26 protein-coding genes are annotated in these 24753 nt (G+C 64.0%); 16 read left to right on the top strand and 10 right to left on the bottom strand.

Going from position 1 to position 24753, the window contains the following annotated elements; all coding sequences use genetic code 11:
• Positions 1-35: 35 nt before the first annotated feature.
• The 3 genes from ASG77_RS08860 to ASG77_RS08850 are packed head-to-tail and all read left to right on the top strand — an operon-like array spanning position 36 to position 3617.
• A complete protein-coding gene (locus tag ASG77_RS08860) occupies positions 36-965 on the top strand; it encodes an ABC transporter permease (RefSeq protein WP_056344048.1) in 930 nt (309 codons plus the stop codon).
• Positions 955-1899: an ABC transporter permease gene (locus tag ASG77_RS08855; protein ID WP_056344044.1), complete on the top strand. Its 945-nt coding sequence runs from the start codon at positions 955-957 to the stop codon at positions 1897-1899. Before ASG77_RS08860 ends, ASG77_RS08855 begins: the two co-directional genes overlap by 11 nt.
• A gap of 11 nt (positions 1900-1910) precedes the next feature.
• Positions 1911-3617, top strand: coding sequence for a dipeptide ABC transporter ATP-binding protein (locus ASG77_RS08850; protein ID WP_056344040.1), 1707 nt, complete (start codon positions 1911-1913; stop codon positions 3615-3617).
• 117 nt (positions 3618-3734) lie between these two features.
• On the opposite strand, the gene ASG77_RS08845 is transcribed toward ASG77_RS08850, so the two are convergent.
• A complete protein-coding gene (locus ASG77_RS08845; RefSeq protein WP_056344039.1) occupies positions 3735-4595 on the bottom strand; it encodes an SGNH/GDSL hydrolase family protein in 861 nt (286 codons plus the stop codon).
• Positions 4596-4865: 270 nt separating this feature from the next.
• Here ASG77_RS08845 and typA point away from each other — a divergent pair, with 270 nt between their 5' ends.
• Positions 4866-6794: a translational GTPase TypA gene (gene typA, locus ASG77_RS08840; protein WP_056344034.1), complete on the top strand. Its 1929-nt coding sequence runs from the start codon at positions 4866-4868 to the stop codon at positions 6792-6794.
• Positions 6795-6879: 85 nt separating this feature from the next.
• On the opposite strand, the gene ASG77_RS08835 is transcribed toward typA, so the two are convergent.
• The gene (locus tag ASG77_RS08835) at positions 6880-7125 is read right to left on the bottom strand and encodes a putative acetyltransferase (RefSeq protein WP_082575922.1); all 246 of its coding nucleotides are present in this window, start codon (positions 7123-7125) and stop codon (positions 6880-6882) included.
• Between the two features lie 134 nt (positions 7126-7259).
• Between ASG77_RS08835 and fdxA the strand changes: the two genes are divergently transcribed.
• The 3 genes from fdxA (at position 7260) to ASG77_RS08820 (ending at position 10231) form a co-directional block, all read left to right on the top strand.
• Positions 7260-7586 carry a ferredoxin gene (gene fdxA, locus ASG77_RS08830; protein WP_056344030.1) on the top strand — a complete coding sequence of 109 codons (327 nt, stop codon included), beginning with the start codon at positions 7260-7262 and terminating at the stop codon, positions 7584-7586.
• A gap of 13 nt (positions 7587-7599) precedes the next feature.
• Entirely contained in the window at positions 7600-8748 is a 1149-nt protein-coding gene (dapC, locus tag ASG77_RS08825; protein ID WP_056344024.1) for a succinyldiaminopimelate transaminase, read from the top strand.
• A gap of 229 nt (positions 8749-8977) precedes the next feature.
• Positions 8978-10231, top strand: coding sequence for a citrate synthase (locus ASG77_RS08820; RefSeq protein WP_056344021.1), 1254 nt, complete (start codon positions 8978-8980; stop codon positions 10229-10231).
• 104 nt (positions 10232-10335) lie between these two features.
• On the opposite strand, the gene galE is transcribed toward ASG77_RS08820, so the two are convergent.
• Positions 10336-11349: a UDP-glucose 4-epimerase GalE gene (gene galE, locus ASG77_RS08815; protein WP_056344018.1), complete on the bottom strand. Its 1014-nt coding sequence runs from the start codon at positions 11347-11349 to the stop codon at positions 10336-10338.
• A 64-nt stretch (positions 11350-11413) separates the two neighbouring features.
• On the opposite strand from galE, the gene ASG77_RS08810 reads away from it, so the two are divergent.
• Together ASG77_RS08810 and ASG77_RS08805 are read left to right on the top strand one after the other, a co-directional pair.
• A complete protein-coding gene (locus ASG77_RS08810; RefSeq protein ID WP_056344014.1) occupies positions 11414-12025 on the top strand; it encodes a TetR/AcrR family transcriptional regulator in 612 nt (203 codons plus the stop codon).
• Positions 12026-12119: 94 nt separating this feature from the next.
• Entirely contained in the window at positions 12120-12731 is a 612-nt protein-coding gene (locus ASG77_RS08805) for a hypothetical protein (protein WP_056344011.1), read from the top strand.
• A gap of 83 nt (positions 12732-12814) precedes the next feature.
• Here ASG77_RS08805 and ASG77_RS08800 read toward each other — a convergent pair whose 3' ends face one another.
• Together ASG77_RS08800 and dapD are read right to left on the bottom strand one after the other, a co-directional pair.
• Positions 12815-13672 carry a hypothetical protein gene (locus ASG77_RS08800; RefSeq protein WP_056344009.1) on the bottom strand — a complete coding sequence of 286 codons (858 nt, stop codon included), beginning with the start codon at positions 13670-13672 and terminating at the stop codon, positions 12815-12817.
• 8 nt (positions 13673-13680) lie between these two features.
• Positions 13681-14706, bottom strand: coding sequence for a 2,3,4,5-tetrahydropyridine-2,6-dicarboxylate N-succinyltransferase (gene dapD / locus ASG77_RS08795; RefSeq protein ID WP_056344007.1), 1026 nt, complete (start codon positions 14704-14706; stop codon positions 13681-13683).
• A 50-nt stretch (positions 14707-14756) separates the two neighbouring features.
• On the opposite strand from dapD, the gene dapE reads away from it, so the two are divergent.
• Positions 14757-15893: a succinyl-diaminopimelate desuccinylase gene (dapE, locus tag ASG77_RS08790; protein ID WP_056344005.1), complete on the top strand. Its 1137-nt coding sequence runs from the start codon at positions 14757-14759 to the stop codon at positions 15891-15893.
• 96 nt (positions 15894-15989) lie between these two features.
• On the opposite strand, the gene ASG77_RS08785 is transcribed toward dapE, so the two are convergent.
• From ASG77_RS08785 to ASG77_RS08770, 4 genes are all read right to left on the bottom strand, one after another.
• Positions 15990-16847, bottom strand: coding sequence for an amino acid ABC transporter permease (locus ASG77_RS08785; RefSeq protein ID WP_056344002.1), 858 nt, complete (start codon positions 16845-16847; stop codon positions 15990-15992).
• A complete protein-coding gene (locus tag ASG77_RS08780; RefSeq protein ID WP_056343998.1) occupies positions 16844-17494 on the bottom strand; it encodes an amino acid ABC transporter permease in 651 nt (216 codons plus the stop codon). The genes ASG77_RS08785 and ASG77_RS08780 overlap by 4 nt, the downstream gene beginning before the upstream one ends.
• Positions 17495-17589: 95 nt before the next feature.
• On the bottom strand, positions 17590-18477 hold the full coding sequence (locus ASG77_RS08775; protein WP_056343994.1) for a glutamate ABC transporter substrate-binding protein: 888 nt from the start codon (positions 18475-18477) through the stop codon (positions 17590-17592).
• Between the two features lie 73 nt (positions 18478-18550).
• Positions 18551-19306 (bottom strand): amino acid ABC transporter ATP-binding protein, encoded by a 756-nt coding sequence (locus tag ASG77_RS08770; RefSeq protein WP_056343993.1) that lies wholly within the window; start codon positions 19304-19306, stop codon positions 18551-18553.
• A gap of 117 nt (positions 19307-19423) precedes the next feature.
• Between ASG77_RS08770 and ASG77_RS08765 the strand changes: the two genes are divergently transcribed.
• The 4 genes from ASG77_RS08765 to ASG77_RS21255 all read left to right on the top strand — a co-directional run bounded on the left by ASG77_RS08765 (position 19424) and on the right by ASG77_RS21255 (position 22275).
• The gene (locus ASG77_RS08765; RefSeq protein ID WP_056343990.1) at positions 19424-20206 is read left to right on the top strand and encodes a TIGR00730 family Rossman fold protein; all 783 of its coding nucleotides are present in this window, start codon (positions 19424-19426) and stop codon (positions 20204-20206) included.
• Between the two features lie 23 nt (positions 20207-20229).
• Positions 20230-20628 carry a DivIVA domain-containing protein gene (locus ASG77_RS08760; protein ID WP_056343988.1) on the top strand — a complete coding sequence of 133 codons (399 nt, stop codon included), beginning with the start codon at positions 20230-20232 and terminating at the stop codon, positions 20626-20628.
• A gap of 62 nt (positions 20629-20690) precedes the next feature.
• Complete coding sequence (locus ASG77_RS08755; protein ID WP_056345120.1) at positions 20691-21872, top strand: hypothetical protein; 1182 nt, start codon at positions 20691-20693, stop codon at positions 21870-21872.
• 235 nt (positions 21873-22107) lie between these two features.
• Positions 22108-22275, top strand: a complete 168-nt coding sequence (locus tag ASG77_RS21255) for a DUF3117 domain-containing protein (protein WP_009357720.1) — start codon at positions 22108-22110, stop codon at positions 22273-22275.
• A gap of 83 nt (positions 22276-22358) precedes the next feature.
• On the opposite strand, the gene ASG77_RS08750 is transcribed toward ASG77_RS21255, so the two are convergent.
• Positions 22359-22991, bottom strand: a complete 633-nt coding sequence (locus ASG77_RS08750; protein ID WP_056343985.1) for an O-methyltransferase — start codon at positions 22989-22991, stop codon at positions 22359-22361.
• 227 nt (positions 22992-23218) lie between these two features.
• On the opposite strand from ASG77_RS08750, the gene sigE reads away from it, so the two are divergent.
• Both sigE and ASG77_RS08740 read left to right on the top strand, forming a co-directional pair.
• A complete protein-coding gene (gene sigE, locus ASG77_RS08745; protein ID WP_056343982.1) occupies positions 23219-23836 on the top strand; it encodes an RNA polymerase sigma factor SigE in 618 nt (205 codons plus the stop codon).
• Positions 23837-23844: 8 nt separating this feature from the next.
• The gene (locus tag ASG77_RS08740; protein ID WP_200950717.1) at positions 23845-24738 is read left to right on the top strand and encodes an anti-sigma factor; all 894 of its coding nucleotides are present in this window, start codon (positions 23845-23847) and stop codon (positions 24736-24738) included.
• The last annotated feature ends 15 nt before the right edge of the window (positions 24739-24753 follow it).

The following is a 24753-nucleotide window of genomic DNA, read 5'->3' as shown; positions in this document are numbered from 1 at the left end:
CCCGTTTTCTTCGCATCAGGAAAGCCGGTGATCCTGTGGTCAGCTTCATTCTGAAACGACTGTTGCAAGTGATCCCCGTCTTCATTGGCACTACTTTGTTTGTCTATTACATGGTGTTTGCCCTTCCGGGCGACCCCATCGCGGCACTCTTCGGGGACCGCCAGCCCCCGCAGGCGGTCATCGATACGCTCCGCACGCAGTACCATCTCGACGAACCCTTCTGGGTCCAGTACGGACTGTTCCTGCAGAACCTCTTCACCTTCAATCTGGGCAATGACTTCACCGGGCAGCCCATTGCAGCGAGCCTAGCCCGTGCCTTCCCGGTGACGGCGATGCTTGCCACTGAGGCACTCCTCATTCAGGCAGTTTTCGGCATTGCGTTCGGCGTCTTCGCCGGCCTTCGCCGTGGCGGCTGGTTTGACTCCACTGTCCTGGTCGTTTCATTGGTGGTCATTGCAGTTCCCACCTTCGTCCTTGGCTTCGTCCTCCAGTTGGTTTTCGGTGTGCAGTTGGGCTGGGCAAAGCCAACTGTAGGGGCGAACGCCGACTGGGGCAGCCTGCTGCTGCCGGCCATTGTTCTCGGCCTCGTATCTTTCGCGTACGTTCTCCGGCTGACCCGGGCCTCGGTCAGCGAAAGTATGAACGCAGACTACGTCCGGACTGCCACGGCGAAGGGCTTGTCACGTCCCCGCGTCGTTGTGGCCCACATCCTGCGCAATTCGCTGATCCCGGTGGTCACTTACCTTGGTGCAAACCTGGGCGGCCTCATGGGCGGCGCCATTGTCACCGAAGGCATTTTCAACGTTCCGGGCGTGGGAAACAAGCTCTATCAGGCTATCTTGCGCACAGAGGGACCCACCATCGTTTCCATTGTCAGCGTGCTGGTGTTGATCTTTGTGGTGGCCAACCTGCTCGTCGACCTCCTATACGCCTGGCTAGACCCGAGGATCCGTTATGACCAGTAACTACACACACTTCGTGGCACCTGTCGATGAGACGCCCCTGCTGGCAACTGACACACTGAAAGCAGACCAGGCGCCGCTGAGCCTATGGTCTGACGCCTGGCGCAAGCTGCGGCGTCGTCCGCTGTTTATTCTTTCGGCATTACTCATTCTGGCGCTGACTTTGGTCGCACTGTTCCCCGGCCTGTTCTCGTCGGTGGCTCCGAACGATGGCTGCGAGCTTTCCAATTCCGAGGGCGGTCCTGCGGCGGGGCACCCGTTCGGCTTCACATTCCAGGGCTGCGACATATATTCCAGGGTTGTGCACGGCACGCAGGCGTCCCTTTCGGTGGGTGTCCTGTCCGTCCTCTGCGTTCTGATCGTGGGAGTGACGATCGGCGCTATCGCCGGCTATTACGGCGGATGGGTGGACGCAGTCCTGGCCCGGCTCGGTGACATATTCTTCGCCCTTCCCCTCATTCTTGGCGCGCTGATCATCACGCAGTTGCCGGCTTTCCGTGAGAACAAAAGCGTCTGGACCGTAGTTTTGGTGATTTCGATGCTGGCGTGGCCACAGATGGCACGCATCACGCGCGGCGCTGTCATTGAGGTGCGTAACGCCGACTTCGTGACGGCTGCCCGTTCGTTGGGTGTATCAAAGTTTGGCGCATTGGTCCGCCACGTCCTACCCAACGCACTGGCGCCGATCATCGTGCTTGCAACGTTGGAATTGGGTGTCTTCATCGTGGCCGAGGCCACACTATCCTTCCTGGGGGTTGGGTTGCCGCAAAGCATCATGTCCTGGGGAAATGACATTGCAGGCGCGCAGGCGTCAATCCGCACTAACCCGCAGATCATGCTTTATCCGGCGGCGGCGCTGTCCATTACCGTGCTGAGCTTTATTATGCTCGGCGACGCGGTACGTGACGCCCTCGATCCCAAGAGCCGGCAGCGATGAGAGAGAAAGAGATGACTACTCCAGAAATCCACATCGATGAGGCCAGGTCTGCGGGAGTGAAGCCACTGCTGGAAATCCGCGACCTGGCCATCACGTTCTCCACCGGCAGCGGTGAAGTCCAGGCAGTCCGCAACGCGCACCTCACTATCATGCCGGGCGAAACCGTGGCTATCGTGGGGGAATCGGGTTCGGGCAAGTCGACGACGGCACTCGCCGCCATCGGGCTGTTGCCCAATAACGGCCGCGTTTCAGCCGGACAGATCCTACTCGACGGCGAGGACATCGCCCACGCCTCCGAGAAACGTATGATCGAGCTCCGGGGCAACACGATCGGCATGGTCCCGCAGGATCCCATGTCCAACCTAAACCCCGTGTGGAAGATCGGCTACCAGGTCAAAGAGACGCTCCGCGCAAATGGGCTGCCCAGTGGTCCCGATGATATCGCCAACGTGCTTGCACAGGCGGGTCTTCCGGATGCCCACCGGCGCGCCAAGCAGTATCCGCACGAGTTCTCAGGCGGTATGCGCCAGCGCGCGCTGATCGCCATCGGTCTGTCCTGCCAGCCGCGCCTGCTGATCGCTGATGAGCCGACGTCGGCCCTGGACGTCACTGTTCAGCGGCAGATCCTGGATCACTTGGACACAATGACCACTGAACTGGGCACGGCTGTGCTGCTGATCACCCATGACTTGGGACTGGCGGCCGAGCGTGCGGACAAGGTTGTGGTGATGTACCGGGGGCAGGTGGTAGAGGCTGGACCGTCGCTGGCGTTGCTCCAGAATCCTCAGCACCCTTACACCAAACGGCTGGTTGAGTCTGCGCCGTCACTGGCCAGCCGCCGGATCCAGGTCGCCAAGGAACAGGGCGTGGAAGCGTCTGATCTTCTCGCTTCTGCTGCGGAGGCAGCCGCCGCGGACAATGTCCTCCAGATCCAGGACCTGCGCAAGGTGTACAAGCTGCGCCAGGGGTTCGGGAAGTCGTCGGACTTCGCCGCTGTGGACGGGGTGAGCTTCGACGTCAAGCGGGGGACCACCACAGCGATCGTGGGGGAGTCCGGGTCTGGCAAGTCCACCGTGGCAAAGATGGTGCTGCAGCTCGAGACTCCTACCGATGGGAAGATCCTTTTCGACGGCGTCGACACCTCGCTGCTGAAAGCGTCGGAACTCTTCAAGTTCAGGCGGCGGGTGCAGCCCATTTTCCAGGATCCTTACGGCTCGTTGGACCCGATGTACAACATCTACCGGACCATCGAGGAGCCTTTGCGGGTCCACAAGATCGGTAACGCCGCCAGCCGCGAAAAGAAGGTCCGCGAACTGCTGGACAAGGTGGCTTTGCCTCAGTCGGCCATGCAGCGGTTTCCGAACGAGCTCTCCGGCGGCCAGCGCCAGCGCGTCGCCATTGCGCGTGCGCTAGCCCTGGACCCTGACGTGATCATCTGCGACGAAGCTGTGTCCGCGCTGGACGTGCTGGTCCAGGCGCAGGTACTCAACCTGCTCGCGGACCTGCAGGCCAACCTCGGGTTGACCTATCTCTTTATCACCCATGACCTGGCTGTGGTCCGGCAGATTGCCGACCACGTCTGTGTGATGGAAAAGGGCAAGCTGGTGGAGACCGGTTCCACGGACGATGTCTTCGAGTCCCCTCAGCAGGAGTACACGAAGGCACTGCTCAACGCCATTCCCGGTGCGAAGCTGATGCTTCCGCCCGAAGTGGCCTGATCCGGCTGCAGTATCCCGGGTTAAGGATGGAGCCGGTGCCTTCAGGGCACCGGCTCCATCGCTTTTTACGGTCATTAAAGTGCGCCACGGGGCCACTTCAGTAGGCTAAGAGCCTGTTCAGCCCGCCGGGGTGGGTGCGGACGCCGCCACCGGGACTGTGCCATCCAGCGGTGGGCCTTCGAGGCCCAAGTGCCGAAGCCTGGATCCAAGCAGCCCGCCCAGAGACCTGTGGCCTGCGGCATCCATGTGGACGGCATCTGCCAGGTTCTTCGCGAGGTTGTATTTCGACAGCCAGTCACCCACGCCCACAAACGGTAGGCCATGCCGTGCCGCCACTGTACCCAGCAGCGCATCGACCTGGGTCCTGCGCCCGCCGCCATAGTTGGCGCCGCGGGCCAGGGTGCCGATCATGGCCATCCTGGCGCCTGGATAGCGGTCCTGGAGTGCCCCGATCAGGCGGTCGGCGTTGGCCACGATCTGTGCATCGGTAGCGCCGCGCGCGGCGTCGTTGCCGCCGCCCTGGATGACGATCAGCGCGGGCGTCCCGTACGGCAGCTTCCAGTCGCCACGCTGCAAGGCGTCGATGTAGTTGCCTGTCTTGCCGTTGGACGCCACGAATCCCGTTCCGCCGAGCCCGCAGAAGTGGACCTTGTAACCAACGGCCGCAAGGCCAAGGCGCGGCCAGCCCTCAGTAGGTTCGGATTGGGAATCGCCGATCAGGAGGGCAGTGTGCCGCATGTCCGGCACCACCACCTCGTCACGCCCGCTGGCCGGGTTGCGGTACACAGAACCGGCAGGCAGGCTGATCGGATCGCCACCGCGGGCCTGGTAGGCGCCGGCCACGGCCGCCGGTGCCTGTACATATGGCGGCGCGGCGGAACCAGCGGTGGGTTCTGGGGTCTGTCCGCAGCCGCACAGGAGCGCGGCTACCGCGAATCCAGATGCGACAAAGCGGGTCAGCGCCGAGGCTTTTCGCATCAGGGATTCTCCGGGCTTGCTGTGGTTATCACAGCAATGATGGGGCATCAAGTCACAAAAATCCAGTGAGCTTGGTCACTTTTTGAGCCGTGGCGGGCCGGAATTACCCACTGGCCGGACTGGGCTGGCCCAAGATTTTTAGGCCAACAATAGGCTCAGCGTTTAGAATGAGGGAAGGAGCCCTGTGTTATTGGGCTAATCCGTCGTGCGTTCCGGTTGGAAATGTCGCGATACAACAGCTGACTTCACCACTGAATCGAGCAATCACGCATGTCTGAAACCACCACCAACACTGCGGTAGCCACTGCATCACGCAGTGACCTCCGCAACGTCGCGATCGTGGCCCACGTTGACCACGGCAAGACCACTCTGGTCGACGCCATGCTCAAGCAGACCAACTCCTTTGCCGAACACAACCACCTCGAAGACCGCGTGATGGACTCCGGTGACCTGGAGCGCGAAAAGGGCATCACCATCCTGGCCAAGAACACCACGGTGGCCTACAACGGACCGTCCTCCAACGGTGAAACCATCACCATCAACGTCATCGACACCCCCGGCCACGCCGACTTCGGCGGCGAAGTAGAGCGCGGCCTGTCCATGGTGGACGGCGTTGTACTCCTCGTTGACGCTTCCGAGGGCCCGCTGCCCCAGACCCGCTTTGTGCTGCGCAAGGCCCTGGCCGCGCACCTGCCGGTTATCCTCCTCGTCAACAAGACGGACCGCCCCGACGCCCGCATCGAGGAAGTTGTCCACGAGTCGATGGACCTCCTCCTGGGCCTGGCCTCGGACCTCGCTGACGAAGTTCCGGACCTGGACCTGGACAAGATCCTTGAAGTACCGGTCGTCTACGCAGCAGCGAGGGTGGGCCGCGCCTCCCTGGACCAGCCCGCCGACGGCTCCGCTCCGGACAACGAAGACCTTGAGCCGCTGTTCAAGACCATCATCGAGCACATCCCGGCCCCGACGTACAACCCGAACGGTGTCCTCCAGGCACACGTGACCAACCTGGACGCCTCCCCGTTCCTGGGCCGCCTCGCGTTGCTGCGCATCTACAACGGCACCCTGCGCAAGGGCCAGACCGTTGCCTGGGCCCGCGCCAACGGAGAGCTCAAGAACGTCAAGATCACCGAACTGCTGGCCACCAAGGCACTGGACCGTGTTCCCACCGAGTCTGCAGGTCCGGGCGAAATCGTCGCCGTTGCCGGTATCGAGGAAATCACCATTGGTGAGACCCTGACCGATGTCGACAACCCGCAGCCGCTGCCGCTGATCACCGTTGACGATCCCGCCATCTCCATGACCATCGGTATCAACACCTCGCCGCTGGCCGGCCGGGTCAAGGGCGCCAAGGTCACGGCCCGCCAGGTCAAGGACCGCCTGGACAAGGAACTGATCGGTAACGTCTCCATCAAGGTTCTCCCCACCGAGCGTCCCGACGCCTGGGAAGTCCAGGGCCGTGGCGAGCTGGCGCTGGCCATCCTGGTTGAGCAGATGCGACGTGAAGGCTTCGAACTGACTGTCGGCAAGCCGCAGGTTGTCACCAAGACCGTCGACGGCAAGACCCACGAGCCGATGGAACACATGACCATCGACGTGCCGGAAGAGTACCTCGGTGCCGTCACCCAGCTGATGGCAGCCCGCAAGGGCCGCATGACCAACATGGCCAACCACGGCACCGGCTGGTGCCGCATGGAGTTCATCGTTCCGGCCCGTGGCCTGATCGGCTTCCGCACCAAGTTCCTCACCGACACCCGCGGTGCCGGCATTGCTTCCTCCATCGCCGAGGGCTACGAGCCGTGGGCCGGCCCCATCGAGTACCGCACCAACGGTTCGATCGTGGCTGACCGCTCTGGCGTGGTCACCCCGTTCGCGATGATCAAGCTCCAGGAGCGCATGTCATTCTTCGTGCAGCCCACCTCCGAGGTCTACGAAGGCATGATCGTTGGCGAGAACTCACGCGCCGATGACATGGACGTGAACATCACCAGGGAAAAGCAGCTCACCAACATGCGTGCAGCGTCCTCGGACACCTTCGAGAACATGACGCCGCCGCGCAACCTGACTCTGGAAGAATCCTTGGAATTCGCCCGCGAAGACGAGTGCGTTGAGGTGACCCCGGAGTCCATCCGTATCCGGAAGCTCATCCTGGACGCCAGCGAACGCGCCAAGTCCACACGGGCACGCGCCAAGGCCTAGTCCTAATAGCACGTCACTGAAGCTGCCGGTACGGCAGGCGGGAACCCGCCGTCGTGCCGGCAGCTTCTTTTGTGTCAGGAAAGCGTCAGTTGCGGACGCGGGCCGGGCGCCGCTCCGGCGCCGGCGGCACTTCCTTGGCGGCCACCACCAGGTCCAAGGGGATCACGACGTCGGCCTTCCGTGTGCGGACTGTGCAGCCGCCGTCGTCAGTGGCCACCAGATGCCCCAGGGCGTCCGTCAGGCCGCCGTCGATCCGGTAACGCACTACGACCCTTGTTCCGGGTGGGGCGGTGGCCAGAAATTCTCGGGGCGTAGGCTGGGCGGGACTCACCAGTTCATACTAAGGCGGCCGGCTAGGTTCGCGTGGACGGACTGGGAGATAATAGGCTCAGAAGTCAATAGTCCGGCCTGTGCCGGATTCAAGTGCCGGCCGCTGCCGGGAAATATCGTGGAGAGGCAAGGGACGTGACGTACGTAATCGCGCAGCCGTGTGTAGATGTCAAGGACAAGGCATGTATCGAGGAATGCCCCGTTGACTGCATCTATGAGGGTGAGCGTTCCTTGTACATCCACCCCGATGAGTGTGTCGACTGTGGTGCCTGCGAGCCGGTGTGCCCGGTGGAAGCCATCTACTACGAGGATGACACCCCCGAAGAGTGGGCTGACTACTACAAGGCCAACGTCGAATTCTTCGATGACCTGGGCTCGCCCGGTGGCGCCGCCAAGGTGGGCAACACGGGCAAGGATCACCCGATGATCGCCGCCCTGCCGCTGCAGAACCAAGACCACTGAGCCGGGCATCGCGTTGACCGCTGCCGTGAACAGCTTTGGCCTGAGCCTGCCGGACTACCCGTGGGAGGCCATGGCACCGTACCTGGCCAAAGCCTCTGAGCACCCTGGCGGGGCGGTGAACCTGTCGATCGGCACGCCTGTCGACCCAACTCCCGCTGTGATCCAGGATGCCCTCAGGGCCGCCGCGGACGCCCCGGGATACCCCACGGTCCACGGCACCGTTCCGTTGCGGGAAGCCATTGCGGCGTGGTTCGAGCGGCGACGCGGCGTCCCCGGCCTGGACCCTAAGAACATTATGCCCACCGTCGGCTCCAAGGAGCTGGTGGCGTGGCTGCCGCTCCTGCTCGGGCTGAAGCCGGGCGACGTCGTCGTCCGCCCCAAGGTTGCCTACCCCACCTATGACATCGGGGCTACTTTCGCCGGCGTCACCTCCGTCGCTACCGACCACCTTGACGAGTTGGACGATGCCACCCGCGCACGCGTGCGGCTGATCTGGGTAAACTCCCCGGGCAACCCCACCGGAAGCGTCAGGGATGTTGAGTCCCTCAAAGCGCTTGTGGCGCAGGCCCGCGAACTGGGCGCCGTGGTGGCCTCGGACGAGTGCTACGCCGAACTCGGGTGGGGCGCGTGGGACGCACAGCGCGGCGGCGAGCCCGTGCCCAGCATCCTGGATCCGCGCGTTTCCGGCGGGTCCCACGAGGGCCTCCTGGCCGTGTACTCGCTGAGCAAGCAGTCCAACGTGGCAGGTTACCGCGCAGCATTTGTGGCCGGTGACGCGGCCATCATGGCCAACCTCGTCAACAGCCGCAAGCATGCAGGCATGATCGTCCCTTACCCGGTGCAGGAAGCAATGCGGGTTGCGCTGGGCGATGACACCCACGTCCAGGCCCAGAAGGACCTGTACCGCGGACGCCGGGAGCGCCTGATGCCGGCACTGCAGGGCTTCGGGCTGGAAATCAAGGATTCCGACGCCGGACTGTACCTTTGGTCCACCGCCGGAGAGAGCACCTGGGACACCGTTGCGAGGTTGGCTGAGCGGGGCATCGTGGTGGGGCCGGGCGTCTTTTACGGCGAGGCCGGCAATGGGTTTGTGCGTGTCGCATTGACAGGCACGGATGAACGGATTGATGCTGCAGTGGCCACACTGGCCACGGCGCCGTAACAATCATGTGACTCGCACCACAAAGGCGGCATTTTACGGGGGTTTCGCACGCCTCCGATTAGTGACACCCGCAATCGGGCGGTACTTTTTAAGTGACTATCAATGGTGGCTTTCTACAAGAAGGCAGCCCGGGTGTTGGATTCCTGGATGAACAGGGTCACTGCCACGGCTCACCGGATGTTGGATCAAGCTTTCGACAGAGGCCCACGCGCCTCATGAAGGGGACTCCATGACTGAGACCAACAGCGCAACCCTGCACCATGCAGGAGGCGAGCTCAAGCTCCCGCGCATCCAGGTTGTTGAAGGAAACGAAGGCTACGACGTTTCCAAGCTGCTCAAGCAGACGGGCGCAGTCACCTTTGACCCCGGCTTCATGAACACCGCAGCAACCACTTCCGCTATCACCTACATCGACGGTGATGCGGGCATCCTGCGTTACCGCGGGTACCCCATCGAGCAGCTGGCACAGCACTCCAGCTTCCTCGAGGTGTCCTATCTGCTGATCTACGGCAATTTGCCGACCCCCACGGAACTGGAAGAGTTCGACCAGAAGATCCGCCGCCACACCCTCCTGCACGAAGAGCTCAAGGGCTTCTTCAGCGGTTTCCCGCGCGACGCGCACCCCATGCCCGTGCTGTCCTCGGCTGTTTCGGCGCTGTCCACCTTCTACCAGGACTCCCTGGACCCGTTCAACGCCGAGCAGGTGGAGGTCTCCACCATCCGCCTGATGGCCAAGATGCCGGTCATCGCCGCGTACGCGCACAAGAAGTCCATTGGCCAGCCGATGCTGTACCCGGACAACTCCCACAACCTCGTGGAAAACTTCATGCGCCTGAGCTTCGGCCTCCCGGCCGAACAGTACGAAGTTGACCCCGTCATCGCCAAGGCACTGGATCTCCTCCTGATCCTCCACGCGGACCACGAGCAGAACTGTTCCACCTCCACCGTGCGCCTGGTGGGCTCCTCCAACGCCAACCTCTTCGCCTCGGTGTCAGCCGGCATCAACGCCCTCTTCGGCCCCGCCCACGGCGGCGCCAACGAGGCAGTGCTGAAGATGCTCCGCCAGATCCAGGCCGACGGCACCAAGCCCGAGGACTACATGGAGAAGGTCAAGAACAAGGAAGACGGCGTCCGCCTCATGGGCTTCGGACACCGCGTCTACAAGAACTACGATCCGCGCGCCAAGATCGTCAAGGCCACGGCCCACGAGATCCTCAGCAAGCTCGGCGGCAACGACGAGCTGCTCGAGATCGCCATGCGCCTGGAAGAGAAGGCGCTGAACGATGACTACTTCATCCAGCGCAAGCTCTACCCGAACGTGGACTTCTACACCGGCCTGATTTACAAGGCCATGGGCTTCCCGGAGAAGATGTTCACCGTGCTGTTCGCGATCGGCCGCTTGCCGGGCTGGATCGCCCAGTGGCGTGAAATGATCAGCGACCCGAACACCAAGATCGGCCGCCGTCGTATTCTCATCGATTGATCCCCACCGGCGCCCTCGCCTCGCAAGCTCGGCCAGGGAACCCTGCCGGCGTGGGCCCTGCGCCGTTTTGAGCGTCCTGAAGGGCCCTTACGGAGCAATCGATGCTAGGAGTCGTAGCCGAGGGGGTTGTTCTTCTGCCAGCGCCAGTGGTCCTCGCACATCTGGTCCACGGTCTTCGTGGTGGACCAGCTCAGGTCGGCCAGGGCGGAGGTGGCGTCGGCCCAGAAGGCCGGGAGGTCGCCCGCGCGGCGTCCGGTGATCTCGTAGGGGATGGGCTGGCCCACGGCCTTCTCGAAGGACCGCAGGACCTCCAGCACGGAGGAGCCCTTCCCGGAGCCAAGGTTCCAGCGGTAGACGCCTGAGCGGTCCGCCACGTGGTTGAGGGCTGCCACGTGGCCTTCGGCGAGGTCGACGACGTGGATGTAGTCCCGCAGGCAAGTGCCGTCAGGGGTGTCGTAGTCGCCGCCGAACACCATGAGCTTGTCGCGGCGTCCAACGGCCACCTGGGCGATGAAGGGCACCAGGTTGTTGGGGATGCCCTGCGGGTCCTCGCCGATGCGGCCGGACGGGTGCGCACCCACCGGGTTGAAGTAGCGCAGCAGGGCAATGTGCCAACGCGTGTCAGCGGCGCCCAGGTCTGCGAGGATGTCCTCGATCTGTTCCTTGGTGCGGCCGTAAGGGTTGTTGGCGCCGATCTCCATCTTTTCCACATAGGGGATGGGATTGTGCTCGCCGTACACGGTGGCGGAGGAGCTGAACACGATGGAGCGGACGTCGTGGCGGTCCATCACCCGGATCAGGTTCAGCGTGCCCACAAGGTTGTTGTAGTAGTACTTGAGCGGTTCGCGGACCGACTCGCCCACGGCTTTGAGCCCGGCAAAGTGGATTACGGCGTCGATCGTGTGGGTGGCAAAGACGCCTTCCACTGCGGCTTCGTCCACCAGGTCCACCTTGTGGAATTCGGCGGTCTTGCCGCTGAGTTCGGATACCCGGCGCAGTGACTCCTCGCTGGAGTTCACCAGGTTATCGATCACCACCACATCGTGGCCGGCTTCCTGCAGGGACAAGACTGTGTGCGAACCGATGTACCCGGTGCCACCTGTGACCAGAATTTTCATGCCCCCACGCTATCCCAATTCCGCGGATGCGTGGATTTAAGCACAGGTGTGCTAAATAATGAGGGTGCCTAAAATTGTTGATGCCGAAGCCCGGCGCGCAGTAATCGTTGAAGCAGTCTTCAGGATCATCGCCGTCGACGGCCTCGAGCGTGCGTCACTGCGGGAGGTGGCAGACGAAGCCGGCCTCGCCGTGGGCTCCGTCCGGCACTACTTTGCCGGCAGCGAAGAACTGCTCAGCCATTCCTTTGCCGCGGTTGTGGACCGGATCACGGGCCGGCTCACCGCGGCATTACCGGCTATGGCCGCCAGCGAACCCGGGACCGGCCCGCATCGTGAGGCGGTTTTAGTCCTGCTGAGTGAATTTCTGCCGCTAGACGAGGAACGGGCCGTGGACGCCTGTGTGTGGATGGCCTTCAAGAACGCGGCCAGGATCCGTCCCTTCCTCGCGGCCGAGGCCGATCGGAGCCACCGGGAGGTGGCGGCCGTCGTCGGGCAGGTCATCACCGCCCTGGTAACGGACGACGGCGACGGGCAGCAGTCGCTGGCGGTCGAGGCGGAGAGGCTGCTGGCTACGCTGGACGGGCTGTGCATGCACGCCCTCCTGCAGCCCGCCTGGATGACGGCACAAATGTGCCATGACGTCCTGGACCGGCACCTGAAGAGCCTGGCCGCCTGACATTACCGTCCGGTGGCATCGGGAATAGACTGGGAGCCGGGGGAGCGGAACCGGCTGGTAAGGCCGGTGCAGGCAGGCCACAGGAGGAGTAGGGATGCATCACACAGGTGGTTCCGGCTGGCAGATCACCACGGACACGTCCGGGCCTCTGATGATCGCGCTCTTTGTCCGTGACGCGGCAGGACTCGACGGCGCCGGCCACCCCGCGCTGTCGCATGCAGCGCCAAAGATCCGCCATGCAGACCACTCCCACCTCACCGCCGACGTCGGCGGCCAGAGTGCGCTCAAGACGGAATGGGAAGCCTGGTGGGAGCAGCTGCTGAAGGCACACCCCCAGACGTCACCGGAGCTGTCCCCGCCGGACTTTGGGGAATTCGGAAATTCCCCGGCCCTCCAGCGGGTCCTGCAGGCACATTTCGGGTCAGCCCTGACCTGGGCACGGGAGCGCCGCAGCGAGTACGTCAGGCTGGAAGCCGAACGGGTGGCCAGCGGCTCGGACCAGCTGTTGGGCGACATGGTGGATGACCGTCTCATGGAGGTGGGCCGGGGGTCACGGGACTTCACCCTGACCATCATCGAACTTCCGCTGAACGAACAGCGGGCGTGGTACGTGGAGCCGGACAAGATCATCATGAGCCATAACCTCATGTCCGCGCCCGAGCTCTTCCGCAGCTACGTCCAGCCCGTGGTGGACATCCTGGTCTGAGGCCGCGGTCAGCACCCCGGGCAGTCAGCATCAGGGCACCCAGCATGCGGGCATCGACACCCTGGCAATCAGCTGCCGGGCAGTCAGTTGCCGGTGCCGGCCGGTGCCACGGTAATGCGGACCTGTCCCGCGGGCGCGTTGGATTCCTGCCAGCCGCCCTGATCCCCACGGTCCCAGCTCCGGCCGGCAACATCCACGCGCGTCACCTCCAGGCCCTTGGCGTTGGCAACTGCCCACTGCGCCACGGACCAGGCCTGGGTGCCGTCAGCTGCCACCACGAGCGAATCATTCTCCGTGGTGATGGCGAGCGGCCCGTACGCTTGGGCTAGCTCGGACTCGACGGCGGCGGGGATGCCCGGTTCCTGCGGGGCGCGCAAAGTGCACAGCACGGAGGCGGGCGCTTGGCCGGTCAGGCCGGACGCAAAGGACCGGCCCATATTTTCGTGTTGGGCGTACGCGAGGGGGTAGGCCGAGCGCTGGACACGCTGGGCGGCGTCGGTAATTTCCAAGGACTCGTAGCCGGGAAGCTTGACCAGGGCATCGTAGAAAGCATTGGCAGCGTAGTACGGGTCCATCACCTGGGCCTCGGTTCCCCACCCCTGCGAGGGACGTTGCTGGAAGAGTCCGCGGGAGTCAGGGCCGGCCTGGTCGCCATGGGCGATGTTGCGCAGCTTGGATTCCTGCATGGCGGTGGCAAGGGCGATGCTGGCTGCCCGGGGAGGCAGCCCACGCTGCACCGCCACTGCTGTGATCAGTGAGGCATTCACCGCCTGGTCCGTTGCAAGCTCCGCGCTCTGGGTTCCGACGGCGGCCGTGCAGCGCTCCGCGACCAGAGTTTCGGAGCGCTGCAGGAAAGAGACCGCCGTGTAGATGCCGGCGCCCGCCAGCGCCAGGGTAAGCAGCAGCACGGTGGGGCGAACGAAACTGCGTCCACGTGCCACGGACGGGGTCAGTTGGCGTGGAGGGCGTCGTTGAGTTCCACCGTCTGGCCCTTGCGCGGCAGTGCCTCGACGGCCCCGGTGGTGGAGTTGCGCCGGAACAGGAGGTTGGCGACGCCGGACAGCTCGGCTGCCTTCACGATCTTGGCGGTGTCCTCGCCATTCTCGTCCTTGGGCCCGGGAACGAGCACACGGGTTCCAGCGGTGACGTAGAGGCCTGCCTCCACCACGGAGTCATCGCCGACACTGATGCCGACGCCGGAGTTGGCGCCCAGCAGGACGCGCTCACCGATGACGATCTTTTCCTTGCCGCCCCCGGAGAGTGTGCCCATGATCGACGCGCCGCCTCCCACGTCGCTGCCGTCGCCGGCGACGACGCCGGCCGAAATGCGGCCTTCCACCATGGAAGCGCCCAGGGTGCCGGCGTTGAAGTTCACAAAGCCTTCGTGCATCACGGTGGTGCCTTCGGCGAGGTGGGCACCGAGGCGGACGCGGTCGGCGTCGGCGATCCGGACACCGGTGGGCACCACGTAGTCCACCATGCGGGGGAACTTGTCCACGCCGTAGACGGTCACGGCGCCACGGCGGCGAAGTTTGGCGCGGGTCAGTTCGAAGCCTTCCACCGCGGCGGGGCCGAAGTTGGTCCACACCACGTTGGGGAGCTTGCCGAAGATGCCGTCCAGGTTGATGGTGTTGGGCCGGACCAGCCGGTGGGAGAGCAGGTGCAACCGGAGGTATGCGTCGGCGGTGTCGGCCGGGGCTTCATCGAGGTTGATCTGGACGAAGACCACCTTCTGCTCGGTCCCGCGGTCCGCGTCGGTGCCGCTTGCGGCGAGCTGGCCCAGTGTTTCGTCGGCATTCTCCACGGCGCGCAGGTTTTCGGCCGCAACACCCAGGGCAGGCGCGGGGAACCAGACGTCAAGGACGGTGGCTTCGCCGGCAGTGGCGATGGTTGCCAAGCCGAAGCCGTAGGCGGAGCGGGCTTCGGAAGTTGCGTTCTGGTCTTTGGGCGCGGCGGAGGTAGCGGTCTCAGTCATGGCCCCAGTCTAGCGAGAGGCGGGCACCGGGTTCGAACTAGACTGGCAACGTGACTGCCGAAACCGCCCCTGAATCGATCACCGTGCCTTTGGACCTCCGCCAGGACGTCTCCGTGCTCACCGCTGCCATCATGGACATCAACAGCGTGTCCGGGAACGAGACGGAACTGGCGGACGCTGTCGAAGTGGCGCTGCGGGCCGTCCCGGAACTCCATGTGGTCCGCGACGGTGACGCCATCATCGCGCGCACGGAACTCGGCAGGGCGGAACGCGTCATCCTCGCCGGACACCTGGACACAGTGCCGCTGCCGGTTACTGAAGGCGCGCGCGGAACCGTCCCGTCCACCTGGGATTCTGGTGTCCCCGGAGAGGGCGTGCTCTACGGACGCGGGGCCACGGACATGAAGGGCGGCATCGCCGTGCAGCTCGCGCTGGCGGCCACAATGTTCGACGGCGGCGCGGCGCCCCAGCGGGACGTCACCTTCGTGTTCTACGACCATGAGGAAGTGGAAGCGGTCAAGAGCGGACTGGGCCGGCTGGTCCGCAACCACGGCAGCCTCCTGGGCGGCGATTTCGCCATCCTCCTGGAGCCGACCCACGGCACCGTCGAGGGTGGCTGCAACGGCACCAGCCGTTTTGAGGCCACGACGCTGGGCGAGGCAGCACACTCTGCCCGTGCGTGGATGGGCAGCAACGCCATCCACGCGGCGGCACCCATCCTGGCCCGGCTGGCAGCCTACGAGCCGCAGACCATCAACGTGGACGGCCTCGACTACCGCGAGAGCCTCAACGCCGTGAAGATCAATGGCGGCACGGCCGGCAACGTCATCCCGGACCGCTGCGTCGTGGAAATCAACTACCGCTTCGCCCCCGACAAGACGCCGGACCAGGCGGAGGCGCATGTGCGCGAACTGTTGGCGGGCTTCGCTGTGGTCCGCACGGATGCCGCCGCCGGTGCGCGCCCGGGACTGAACCACCCGGCCGCCGCGTCCTTCGTGGCCGCCGTCGGAGCCGAGCCGAAACCGAAATACGGCTGGACCGACGTCGCGCGTTTCAGTGAACTGGGGATCCCGGCAGTGAACTTCGGCCCCGGCGATCCGCTGCTGGCCCATAAGGACAACGAGCACGTCGACGCCGACGCCATCCGGGAGTGCCTGCGGGCGCTTCGGAGTTGGCTCGCGGCGTAGCTCCCGCGATCCAGCGAATTCGACGAGAAATCGTCCAGCAAAAAGGTCCGGAACCCCTTGAAGGGTTCCGGACCTTTTGCGTGTGAGCGCGTGCTGCTATTTACGTTCCGTTACGTCCGGTAGCTCCGGTGCGACCACGGCGGTTGGCGCCGGCGCAACACCGCCTGCCGCCTTCTTGGAACCGCGGCGCTCGATCCAGATTGCGAGCCGGGAAACGCAGATGTTGATCACAATGTAGATGGCTGCAGCCACAAAGAAGATGGGGAACAGGAACGCGTTCCCGAGGAAGTCCGCCATGACCTGCACTGCGCGCAGAAGTTCACCGTATGCCACGATGTAGCCCAGGGAGGTGTCCTTCAGGAGCACCACGAGTTGGGCAACCAGCGACGGCATCATACGGCGGACAGCCTGCGGCAGTTCGATGAGCATCCGGGACTGGAAGCTGGTCAGGCCGATGGTCAGGCCCGCCTCCCGCTGTCCCTTCGGCAGTGATTGGATGCCGGCCCGGATGATCTCCGCGAAGATAGCGGTGTTGTAGAGGACGAGCCCGGCCACCACTGCGACGAAGGAACTCGTCCCGAACACCAGCAGGACGAAGAGCATCATTAGCACAACCGGCATGCCGCGCAGGAACTCCAGGACCACGCGGGCGGGAATCCGGATCCAGGCGACCAGCGAGATGCGCAGCAGGCAGAACATCAGGCCGAGGGGAAACGCGATCACTGCGGCGAGGGCGGCGGCGGTGAGCGTTGCACCGAGTCCATTGGCGAGCAGCGTCCAGACGTCGCCCCGGGTGAAGATCGCCCAGCGGCGACCTTCAAAAATGCCCTGCTGGGCGAGAGTCATGCCAATCCATGCCAGGAGTCCCAGGATCAGCACGGTTCCAACCACGGAACCGATCAGCGAGACCCGGCGCGCTTTGGGGCCGGGAACGTCGTAGAGGACTGAAGTCATCGGGCAATCGCCACCTTTCGTTCCACCGTGCTGGCAAGGATGCCCAGCGGAATGGTGAGGAGCAGATAGAAGAACGCTACGCCGAGCAGTACTGCCATGACCTGGTCACCGTTGGCGTTGGCCATTTGGCGGCCGTAGCCGAACAGTTCCAGGACAAAGAACGCGCCGGCGACGGAGGAGTTCTTGACGAGGGCAATCAGGATGTTGATCAGCGGCGGGATCACGGTCCGAAGCGCCTGCGGCAGGATGATGAGATTCAGGACCTGGCCGAAGTTCATGCCGATGCTGCGCGCGGCCTCAGCCTGGCCGAGCGGGACGCTGTTAACGCCCGAGCGGACGGCTTCAGCAATGAAGGCCGCTGTGTAGGCGCTGAGGGCGATGATCGCTGCGACCTCAAACTGCTGGAAGGTCACGCCAAGGCGGGGCAGGACGATCGCTGCGAAGAAGAAAGCAATGGTCAGTGGAGTGTTCCGGAGAATTTCCACGTAGACGGTGCTGAACCCCCGGAGGGCCGCAACGGGGGAAACTCGGGCTGCTGCCAGGAGTGTTCCGAGGATAAGGGCGATGATCCCGGAGACGACGGACAGGAAAAGGGTGCGGAGAAGGCCTTCCCAATAAAGGGGCAGGTTTTCGATGATGACTTCCATAGGATCCTTCGGCTCTGGGAGTAGGGGGTCAAAAAGCAGGCTGGCGGCTTCCGGGGAACGCGGTCAACGAATTCCCCGGAAGCCGCCGTGGCTACCTAGTAGCGCTTGATGGCGGGAAGTTCAGGGGCGGTCTTGATGACCGAACCTGCAGTTGCTTCCCAGGCCTTCTTGTAGGACCCGTCCTTGCCAAACGCCTCGAGCTGGTCATTGATCCAGTTGCGGAACTCGGTGTCGTCCTTCTTCAGGCCAATGCCGTACGGCTCTTTGGTGAAGGTCTGATCCGACGCCAGCTTGAAGGCATCCGGTTCCTTGTCCACAAAGCCGGCCAGGATCACGTTGTCCGTGGTGATCGCTTCGACCTGCTTGTTGCGCAGCGGCTCAAGGCAGGCGGAGTACGTCTGGGCCGGAGCCAGGATAGCTCCGTACTTCTCCACGATCGTCGCGGCCGGGGTGGAACCGGTCACGGAGCAGACCTTCTTGCCCTTGACGTCTTCAGGCTTGGTGATGGACGTGTTGTCCTTGTTCACCATCAGCGCCTGGCCGGCCTCGTAGTACGGGCCCGCGAAGCTGACAACCTGCTTGCGCTTGTCATTGATCGTGTAGGTGGCGATGACAATATCCACCTTGCCCTGCTCGATGAAGGGTTCGCGGTTGGCTGAGACAGTCTCTGACCATTCGATCTTGTCCGCGGCGATGCCCAGCTTGGCTGCGATCAGCTTGCCCATCTCGACGTCGAAGCCCACCGGCTTGCCGTCCAGGCCCACCTGGCCGAAGAGCGGCTGGTCGTACTTTGTGCCGATCTTGATGGTGCCTGCGGCGGACAACTTGGCCATGGTGGTGCCGGCGGCAAACGTCGGCTTGTCGGCAACAGTGGGATCGCTGGTGGTGCCGGGGGTGGTGCCGCCGCATGCGCTCAGGGACAACGCCAGGGCAGCAGTAGCCGCCACGAAGAACGACTTCCGGCGGGTCATAAATGCCTTCATGACATTCCTTTCATTGGTCGGCCGCGGGTCACGGCCTGGGTGCGAACTGGAGGGTGTGTTCGTTGATGGAAAATCAGTGGGTGAGCAGCTTGGACAGGAAGTCCTTCGCGCGGTCACTCTTCGGGTTGGTGAAGAATTCTTCCGGCTTGGTATCCTCCACGATCTGGCCATCCGCCATGAAAACCACGCGGTCGGCGGCTTTGCGGGCGAAGCCCATTTCGTGCGTGACCACAACCATGGTCATGCCTTCCTTGGCCAGCTGGATCATAACGTCAAGGACCTCGTTGATCATCTCGGGGTCCAGCGCAGAGGTGGGCTCATCAAAGAGCATGACCTTTGGTTTCATCGCCAGGGCGCGGGCGATGGCCACGCGTTGCTGCTGGCCGCCGGAGAGCTGCGCCGGGAGTTTGGGGGCCTGGTGCCCCACGCCCACGCGCTCCAGCAATGCCATGGCTTCCTTGTCGGCCTGGGCCTTGGCAACGCCTTTGACTTTGATGGGACCAAGCGTCACGTTCTCAAGGATGGTCTTGTGCGCGAAGAGGTTGAAGGACTGAAAGACCATCCCGACGTCGGCGCGGAGCTGGGCCAGCTCCTTCCCCTCCTCCGGCAACACCTTTCCATCAATGCTGATGGTGCCGCCTTCGATTGTTTCCAGACGGTTGATGGCACGGCACAACGTGGACTTTCCTGAGCCTGACGGGCCAATGACCACCACCACTTCGCCCTTACGGACGTGGAGATTGATGTCCTTCAAAACGTGCAACTGACCGTAATGCTTATTCACACCATTCAGGGAGACGAGCGCATCGCCGGGCACATGAGTAGTCATAAAGAAGAATCTAGCGAACATTGGCTGGTTATGAGGTGAATCACGCCAAGTTCGCGCGGATCGTGATTCAAGAGATACCTGCCACAGGCACGCTGGCCTTGGCATTAGCCTTGGGGGATGAGCATCAACGCAGATCCGGCCAAAACTTCCCAGCCGCGCCGTAAGGGGCCCCTTGAACTCCGTCGCAAGCAGGCGGCTGTGGAAATGTCCGACCAGCATTTGCTTGATACCAAGGGCGCAGGACAGTTCGTCCATTCGGACCCCTGGCGTGTCCTCCGGATCCAGAGCGAGTTCGTCGAGGGGTTCGGCGCGCTTGCCGATCTGGGGCCCGCCGTCAGTGTCTTCGGCTCGGCGCGCACCAAGCCCGGCAGCCCGTACTACGAAATGGGCATGGAAGTAGGCCGGAAGCTGGCAGCCGCGGGCGTGGCCGTCATTACCGGCGGCGGTCCGGGCTCCATGGAGGCCGCCAACCGCGGCACCGTGGAAGGCAACGGCGTCTCCGTCGGCCTGGGCATTGAATTGCCCTTCGAACAGGGCCTGAACCAGTGGGTGGACCTCGGCATTAACTTTCGCTACTTCTTCGCCCGGAAGACTATGTTCGTCAAATATGCCCAGGGATTCATCGTTCTTCCCGGTGGGCTGGGGACATTGGATGAACTCTTCGAAGCCATGGTCCTGGTCCAGACCCGGAAGGTTACCTCCTTCCCGATCGTGCTCCTCGGCGTCGACTTCTGGGGGCCGATGATCGAATGGATCAAGGGCACCCTCGTGGCCGAGGGAATGGTCTCCGCAAAGGACCTGGACCTCATCCAGGTGGTGGATGATCCCGCCGAAGCAGTGCAACTGGTGCTGCACTGGACGCCCCCGGTTTCCACCAACGGCGAGCAACGGCCCGAATAGGCCGTCGGCCCATATCTGGCACGATGGGTGCTGTGAGTTTTTTCCTGGTCTACCTCGCCATCGTGCTGATCGCCGCCACCCTGTGGGCAGGCGCCGGTGGCCGCCGCGGCATTCTGCGCAGCCTCCGCCGGGGCAGTGAACCGGCCACGGGCTCTGAGGTCCTGGAGAATCCGATTCTCTACCCGGGGTTCGGGCAGCCGCCCGCCAACCTTCCGCCGGTGCTGCTGCCCGCGGACGCTGCCCCGGCCGACGTCGACCGGGTCCGCTTCTCCCTCGGCCTGCGTGGGTACCGGATGGATCAGGTGGACGAGGTCCTCGACGAACTGCGGGACCAGATCGCGGCCAAAGACGAAGAAATGGGCAGGCTCCGGGCACGGCTGCTGGAATCGGAACGGGCGGCGCGCCCGGAGGCCGGCGCTTGAGCACTGACACTGGGGACCGGACGGGCCCGACGGCGTTGATCACCGCATTCGGCGCCCGCGCCATGTGGGCGGTCCAACGCTGGCCCTGGTGGCTGCAGGTTGCCGCCCTCTACGCCACTGCCCGGCTGGTCAGCGCCTGCATCTTTATGGCAGCAGCCCTGCACCAAGGACCCAACCCGTGGTTTCCGGCCGGCCCTGACTACTGGAACTTCATCAATATCTGGGACGCGCGATGGTACGGCCGGATCATCACGGACGGTTATCCCTCACCGCTTCCAACGGATGCCGCCGGCAACGTGCAGGAAAATGCGTGGGCCTTCTATCCGCTCTTCCCGGCCCTGGGCCGTGCGCTCGCAGACCTGACCGGAATCAGCCCTGCCGTGGCGCTGACGGTCGTCGCCATGCTGGCGGGGTTGGGTGCGGCACTGGTTTTGTACTGCCTGTTCAGGCACAAGGCTTCGCACACAGCGGCGCTTTGGGGCGTGGCATTCTTCGCGACCTTTCCGGTGTCCGCCATTCTCCAAGTCCCGTACGCGGAGCCCCTTACAGTCCTCCTGCTGGCCACCGCCCTGCTGCTCGTCATCAGGCGTCATTATTTCGTTGCCATGCCGGTGGTCCTGCTGCTGTGCCTCTCCCGACCCGTGGGCGTTCCCTTTGCCGCCATGGTGGGGCTTCTCTTCCTCTGGCGACTGGTCGAACGGGGGCGCGAGGAGCGGCCGGGCACCCACAGCCTCGGGGAGCTGGCGTCCCTGGCGGGCCTAACCGTGGTGTGCGGCGCCTCTGCCCTGCTGTGGCCGGCAGCGGCCTGGGCCGCCACCGGGGACATCGAGGCGTACACCAAAACCGAAACAGTGTGGCGCGGCCACGACCTGGTGCCGTTCAAGCCCTGGTTCGACACCGGCGTCGACCTCTTTGGCCCCGTCCTGGGGATCGTGGCGCCATTCGTCTTTGCGGGCCTCTTTGCGCTCCTGCTGCTCTCCCCGCCGGTGGTCCGGCTTGGTGTGGAACTGCGCTTGTGGTGCGCCTGCTACATGGGCTACCTCCTGGTGTTCCTCCACCCCCAGACCAGTACTTTCCGGATGCTGCTCCCGCTGTTCCCGTTGGCCCTGGCTGCCGCGCTCTTGTCCCAGTCGAAGGCATACCGTGGCACGGTCCTGACGATGTTTGTCCTGCTCCAGATCGTGTGGATCGTCTGGCTGTGGGCATGGGCGCAGCTTCCGGGCGGCGGCGATTATCCGCCGTGATCGCGGGCGGCGCCTGGCCGGCGGATTGGGGAATCCGACGCGGCCGTAAATGTCCATCGATTAGCTACGTGCGGGTCATTACGGGATAATAGTAAGTAAGCAGGGACAGAAAGCATTCAGAAATGTTCAGCCATGGCGGCATCAGTACGGGCCGCCATAGCGGCTTGATTTGACCATGCGGACACAGCCCATCCGGGCTGATATGTCCTGGGACTAAATGGAGGGGAAATTCCTCATGGCGGCTATGAAACCACGCACCGGCGACGGCCCTATGGAAGTCACCAAAGAGGGCCGCAGCCTGATCATGCGCGTACCGCTCGAAGGCGGCGGACGGCTTGTGGTGGAACTGAACGCTGCGGAGGCGGCCAACCTTAAGGAATGCCTCGTCGGCGTGACTGAATAATCCTGTTCGGCGTTGCCGAATAATCCCGCAGGGCCAAGGTCCGCAGCCAACCCGCTGCGGACCTTGGCTTATTTGCTGTGGATCTACTTCTTAACCGCGACCAGCAGGCCGTCGCCCGTGGGAAGCATCGCGGACGCCAAGCGGTCGTCGTCGCGGATTGCCTTGCCCACCTGGCGGAGCACCACCGTGTTGGACTCCCGGACAGCCGGGTTGGCCACGCGGTCCTTGTCCAGTGCGTCGTTAATGATGAGCAGCCCGCCGGCCTTCAGGAGCCGGACGGCCTGTTCCACGTAGCCGGGCAGGCCGGGCTTGTCGGCATCAACGAACACCAGGTCATAAGCGGAGTCGGTCAGGCGCGGGAGGACATCACCGGCGCGGCCGGAAATGGTACGGGTGCGGTTGGCCGGACTTCCGGCCTCCGAAAAAGCTTCACGTGCCGCCTTCAGATGTTCGACGTCCACGTCGATGGTGGTCAGCACGGCCTGCGGTCCGAGCCCCCGCAGGATGCATACGCCCGAGACACCCGCGCCTGTGCCGATTTCGACGGCGGTCTGGGCCTTCGAGCCCGCAGCCAACACCGTCAGGACCGCACCAACACCTGCGCCGATGGGCGTCACGCCCAGTTCGAAAGAGCGCTCCCTGGCACGAAGCATAACCTCATCCTCTGCGGGCAGATCTTCTGCATAGGACCAGCTCGTGGATTTGTCGGCGCTCATGTGATTCGCTTTCTGGGCGGCAGGGGAGTGTTTAGTACAGCCTACTGTGTGCGGGGGTGCCAGCCGCGGAAGGGAATCGTTGTGCCTCTGGCTGAAGAACCGCCCCGGTCAGGAAATTCCCAGCCAACTTTGAAATGATGGATATCCGGTCATCCGTGAGGTGATCGGCGCCGAACAAGAGATGTCAACAGTATCCGGGCGATAGCAATCCACGATGGGAGTGGACGATGTCAGCATCAGGTATGGCGCCTGTCCCTGCGACGCAAGATTCCGCCGCTGTATGGGTCAGGCCCACCTGGGAGGAAGTGGTGGCCAACCACTCCGCCAAGGTCTACCGGCTGGCGTACCGCCTGACGGGGAACAAGTTCGACGCCGAGGACCTCACCCAGGAGGTGTTCGTCCGCGTCTTCCGGTCACTGGAGAATTTCAAGCCAGGGACACTGGATGGCTGGCTGCACCGCATCACGACCAACCTGTTCCTGGACCAGGCGCGCCGGAAAACCCGCATCCGGTTTGACGCGCTGGCCGAAGACGCCGAGTCCCGGATCCCCGGGCGTGAACCCGGACCGGAACAGAGCTTCGAACACAACAACCTGGACCTCGATGTGCAGGCTGCCTTGGAGGAGCTGCCCCCGGACTTCCGCGCCGCCGTCGTGCTTTGCGACCTGGAAGGCCTGTCCTACGACGAAGTGGCCGCTGCACTCGGCGTCAAACTGGGTACCGTCCGTTCCCGTATCCACCGGGGCCGGACCATGCTGCGCGAAAAGCTGGCCCATCGCGATCCCAGGCCACAGCAAGGACGTACGCCGAAGCTTTCGCTGCCGCGCATCGCCGGCATCCTCTGATCGGCACCATGACGCCCCAGAACCCCTTCGGCCGCCGGCATCACCGCGGCGCCGACCACGTGCTGACCTGCGCAGAATGTGCAGCGGCGCTGAAGCGTGAACGCCAGTACATCGAGCGGCTCCGTGACGCGGCCGTGCCGCCTGCCAGCGAGGACCTGACGGCCCGGCTGCTGGTCAGGACGCAGCTGCTCGCGGCCGCGGCCGAGCCAGTCCCGAGCCCGTACCGGGCCGCGCGAGCCGTGGCACTTGCCGCCGGTGGGACAGCAGCAGCCGCTGGAATCCTTGCCGTCAGCGCGTTTGCGCTGGCGGGGGACAGCCTGCCCGTCGCCCAATCGGCCATCAACGGGAGCCTGGTGCAGCATACGGCCCAGCTACCGGCCGACGGCAGGGAGATCAGTGCTCCGCAGTTGTTGGCCCTACGCTCTGAAGGCTGGGTCTGTCCGGAACTGGAGCAACTTGGCTTCCACATCCGGAGCGCAAATGCCATAACAATTGACGGGCGGCCGGCGGTGGAAATGCACCTGACTGATGGGCAACACTATGCCACGATCGTGGAACAGCATCCCATGGACGCCCAGCAGCAGTCGGGTCAGGACGCCCAGCACAACTCCGAACAGAACTCCGGTGAGAACGGGGGGAAACTGCTGGTCAGCAGCCTGGCGCCCTGGACGGCCACCGTGGAGACCACTGCAGGAACTTTCACTGTTGAGTCAGACCTCCCGGCGGAGCAGGCCGATGACGCCGTCCCAGTGCTGCAGCGGCTCAGCGTCCTCGCCGTAGAAGGAATTAACGCGGGTGCCAGCACCGCGCCTGCCGCCTCCCCGGTGACCGCGGCGGACGACTCTCCCGGGGCCCGGTTGGAGCGGGGAATCCGCAAACTCGGGGAGATGCTGGCTCCGTGATGCAGGCACTTTGCG

The organism is Arthrobacter sp. Soil762, assembly GCF_001428335.1.
Classification (GTDB): domain Bacteria; phylum Actinomycetota; class Actinomycetes; order Actinomycetales; family Micrococcaceae; genus Arthrobacter.
The sequence above is the reverse complement of the archived record's forward strand: the minus strand, read 5'-3'. Positions and strand labels throughout refer to the sequence as shown.